General features: G+C 62.8%; 3 protein-coding genes. 1 reads left to right on the top strand and 2 read right to left on the bottom strand.

Annotated elements, in window-relative coordinates:
• Window positions 1-148 precede the first annotated feature (148 nt).
• Together treS and BFP90_RS02215 are read right to left on the bottom strand one after the other, a co-directional pair.
• The gene (gene treS / locus BFP90_RS02220; protein WP_065891964.1) at window positions 149-2212 is read right to left on the bottom strand and encodes a maltose alpha-D-glucosyltransferase; all 2064 of its coding nucleotides are present in this window, start codon (window positions 2210-2212) and stop codon (window positions 149-151) included.
• A gap of 700 nt (window positions 2213-2912) precedes the next feature.
• The gene (locus BFP90_RS02215; RefSeq protein ID WP_065895852.1) at window positions 2913-3674 is read right to left on the bottom strand and encodes an AraC family transcriptional regulator; all 762 of its coding nucleotides are present in this window, start codon (window positions 3672-3674) and stop codon (window positions 2913-2915) included.
• Between the two features lie 270 nt (window positions 3675-3944).
• On the opposite strand from BFP90_RS02215, the gene BFP90_RS02210 reads away from it, so the two are divergent.
• The coding region (locus BFP90_RS02210; RefSeq protein ID WP_176718005.1) for a proline racemase family protein at window positions 3945-4223 on the top strand (279 nt) is incomplete at its 3' end.

Raw genomic sequence — 4223 nt, 5'->3', positions numbered from 1 at the left:
AGGCGACGGCGGGAAACACAAAGGCAACAAGCATAAGCACAAGAACAGGCACCGCTGATCCTCCGACACTGTCCCGACAGCACACTCGCCGGGTTGAACGACGTTAAACGCGTTCAACCCGGCGTGTAAGAGGCTGCCCCCACTCCCGTTACATCGGCGTACTGCTCACCACCCGCAAGGCCAGCCCTTCATAGGCATCCAGCGTAATCGTGAACGTGCCCTCCTCCGTCAGATCCCCTTCCACACGCTCATTGATGATGTCCACCACCGGCCCTGGTGCAATGTTGGGCAGGTGCAGAGACTCGGTGATCGGCGTGGCACCGAAGTTCAGCGCAGTGATCTGCGTGCCCTTGCCTGCCGGCAACTCATGCACCATGACCAGCAGGCCCGGGTGCTCGACATCCGGAATCAGGATCTGGCGACTGGCGGCAATATCGTAGGCACGCCGCACGCCGAGGATCTTCTGCAACTGTGAGGCGAAGGAATCCGGGTCCTGCAACTGGCTGTTCAAACTGCCGTACAGGCTTCTGGAACGCGGCATCTGCCCGGCCGACAGCTCGGCATCGGGGTTGAGGTCGACCAGGTCGTAGGCGCCGCGATGAATCCAGCGCGTGTCGCCATCGGCCATCAAATGCCCGACCTCTTCGGCGGCCAATGGCAGCGCACCCACCAGGTCCCAACCGGACAGCGCAAACACCCCCGGCTGCATGGCGTTGTACATCACCAGCAGCAAATGAATCTGGCGAATCTGCTGCACGTCGGCCGCGGTGATCGCGTCCAGGTCGCGAATGCCGAGGGCTGCGGTGATGATGCTGGCGGTGGTGCAGGACACGCCATTGGTGACGAACTTGAGGTTATACGGCGCGTGCTCGCCGGTCAGGCGTTCATACATCTGCTCGCGGATATGCTCGCGCAGGATGTTGCCGGGAAAGGTCTGGCCCTGGAACAGAAAGGTGTCATGGGCATGCAGGGTCCAGAAGTGCACCAGTTCCAGGGTCAGTTCGTCGTGGTTTTGCAGCGCGTGGATCAGCGAACCAGGGTCGATGCCGAGGCTGTGCATCTGGCGCAGCATCAGGCGCAGGAACTCGGCGTCGCCCATCAGCAACGCATGCTGGTAGGCCGGCCGGGTGATGAAGTCATAGGACAGGTCGGCGCCGCCGTGGGACATGGAGGCGATATCGTCGACGGTGAGGTTGAGTTCCTGGAAACTGAAACCACCGGCCTTGCGAATCGCGCCGCCGAGCAACTGGTTGCCGGTGATCGACAGCGGATGGCTTTCCGACCACGCGCTGCCGTCGAGCTTGCGTTCCACGCCGAGGAAGCCGTTGGCGTCCAGGCGCAGGATTTTGGCGCCCATGACATCGATGGCGTGCAGCGCGTCGCCGATGATCATCTGCTGGGCGGCGAATGACGGATCGAGCCAGTTCAGCGACGGCTGCCCTTCCTTGAAGTAATGCAGGTACACCCAGCGTCGCGGCTTGCCGTCGACCCCCATCACCACGGGCGTGGCGCTCCAGTCGGTTTCCTTGACGCCGGGCTCGAAGAAAATCACCCGTTGCAATTGGCCGACGATGTAGTGCTTGTCGCGCAGTGCATCCACCTGCGGCGGGCTGAGGTTCTGCGCGTCGCGGCCCTCGGCGACGTCCGGCAGCAGCGGCCAGTCTTCTTCACGGATTTCGACCATGTGATACAGGCCCGGATAGTCTTCATAAGCCATTTCCGCCAGCCGAAAATCCGCGCCCTTGCCGGTGTGGGATGGGATCACGTCGTCGATGATCACCGCGTTGTGCGCGGCGGCCATGCGCGTCAGCGCCTGCAACTGCGCCTCGGTGCCCAGTTGCGGGTCGATGTCGAAGCTGATGCGGTCGAAGTTGCCGTCGATGGTCGGAGTGTGTCGGGTGCCGGACAAACCGCCGGACTTCTTCAGCGGCCCGTTGTGAATGCCCTGGATGCCGATTTTCGACAACGCATGCCACAGGCTTTCATCGCCCAGCGCCTCCAGCACCGTACCGTCTTCACGGGTCACGATCGACGCCGGATACGCCGTGAACCATACCGATGACAAGGCTGAAGCGTCACGCGGGCGGGTGTGTGCGAAGGGTTGCTGCCACATGCGTCCCTGTCCCGAATAGAGCTTGGCGCGCTGGCGCGCCGCGTTCAGCATGGACTGTTGCACCAGCCAATTCACATGATCGTTGTCCGCCGCCGTCATAAGCCTGATACCTGTGGTGGTTAAAGGTGATTCGTAAGCATAGGAGCGACGGCGGGAGCGATTCGTTGCATCGGGATGCAGATCCCTGTCCAAATGTGGGATCGACACAAGATACCGGTCGGCTCGAAGGCCGCCGCGCTTTTGCGTTTGATCTGCTTTTGATCTCAGGCGCCCCGTTAAACCACGCTGGCCGAACGCAGGCTTGAATCCGTGGGCAACCCGGCAGGACGCCGGGTTAGCCGCACTGGGCCAGGGATGGCCCATTGCGGCGGCCCACGGATTCAAGCCGGAGAGAGGGCACACCGAGCCTAGGCGAGGTGCCGAGTGGTGGGGCAAGAGCGTTTTGCTTACTTTTGCGCTTTTCAAAAGTGAGCCGCCGTCAGGGCGGAACCCTAATCAGCCGTTACCGCAGAAACGGATATGTACTCGGTCTGATCCAACATCCTGGTCGGCTCTGAGGCCGCCATCGGGGGCAAGCCCCCTCCCACATTTGGGCCAGGATCGACACAAAATCCTGGTCGGTCCGGAGGCCGCCGTCGGTGGCAAGCCCCCTCCCACACTTGGGCCAGGATCGACACAAAATCCTGGTCGGTCCGGAGGCCGCCATCGGGAGCAAGCCCCCTCCCACATTTGGGCCAGGATCGACACAAAATCCCGGTCGGCCCTAAGGCCGCTATCGGGAGCAAACCCCCTCCCACGCCTATTGCGTGGCCTGCCGATATTGCCTGGGCGTAAACCCGGTCGACGCCTTGAACTGTCGAGTAAACGCACTGTGGTCGGTATAGCCGCACTGCAAGGCGACGTCGGTAATCGGCAGGTCGGTGTGCAGCAATCGGTGGGCATGCTCCAGCCGCACCTTCTGGATCATTTGCCGGGGCGTAAGGTGGAACACCCGCTTGCAATAGCGCTCCAACTGCGCCACGGAGATACCGGCAATGCGCGTCAGCTCCCCGAGGGTGACACGGCGGTTGAAGTGAGCGCGGATATGTTCGTCTACCGCCGCCAGGCGTTGGTAGGCAGGGTGGGTCTGGCTGGCCGACTGCAGGTCGAGCGAAATGCCGGCCAGGCCGATGATCGCGCCGCCAGCGTTATACAGCGGCCATTTGTGCGTCAGGCACCAGCCCGGTTCGCGGCTGCCGTAAAGGTGCAGCTCAAGCTGGTCCTCCAGCACCAGACCCTGCTGCAGCACACGCCGGTCCTGCTCGGTATAGCCCGGCCCCAGTTGCGCCGGGAATACCTCGGCGCTGGTCTTGCCCAGCAGCGGCTGCAGTTGCCGCAGGCCGCAGCGCTGCACCAGGGTGCGGTTGGCGAGCACGTAGCGGGCCTCGATGTCCTTGATGAAAAACGCCGCGTTGGGGATCACATCCAGCAACGGCAACAGCTGCGCCGCGCCTGTCAGCAACTGCTCGATGCTGTGGGGGCGACTGCCCTGCAAGAGACTCGCAAACACGTGCTGCACCATGATCTTCATCGCCCGTTTCTGACCCCGACGCCGAGCAGATTGCCCCATGCCCGGGACCCTGTCGAGCGCTGCAAACTGTGCTGAATTCGTCATCCATCCCGGCGCAAACCATCAATCGTCGCCCGCTTAGGGGGTTCACGATAGCGCCATTGCCTACCTGGTGCGCCTGGAAAGCGACGACGATAAAAGCGAAGCCGTCAGTGACGATCACTACAGCACCCCACCCTCTTTAGCCACTCACTCTGCGGCCACTCACTGATGGAGCCTTGCATGAAACGCCTGCACGTTATCGACTCCCACACCGGCGGCGAACCCACACGCCTGATCATGAATGGCTTTCCTGCGCTGACCGGCGACACCATGGCCGCTCAACTCGACGACCTGCGCAGCCACCATGATCAATGGCGCCGCGCCTGCCTGCTGGAACCGCGCGGCAACGACGTGCTGGTGGGGGCGCTGTATTGCGCGCCGGTCACCCCGGGCGCGACCTGCGGCGTGATCTTCTTCAACAACGCCGGTTATCTGGGCATGTGCGGCCACGGCACCCTC

Source organism: Pseudomonas sp. 24 E 13, assembly GCF_900004715.1.
Lineage (GTDB): Bacteria > Pseudomonadota > Gammaproteobacteria > Pseudomonadales > Pseudomonadaceae > Aquipseudomonas > Aquipseudomonas orientalis_A.
The sequence above is the reverse complement of the archived record's forward strand: the minus strand, read 5'-3'. Positions and strand labels throughout refer to the sequence as shown.

What these genes read in the sequence shown, in the direction of transcription:
- BFP90_RS02215 (WP_065895852.1), bottom strand. Translation starts at nt 3,674, where the DNA reads ATGGTGCAGCACGTGTTTGCGAGTCTCTTGCAGGGCAGTCGCCCCCAC.
- treS (WP_065891964.1), bottom strand. Translation starts at nt 2,212, where the DNA reads ATGACGGCGGCGGACAACGATCATGTGAATTGGCTGGTGCAACAGTCC.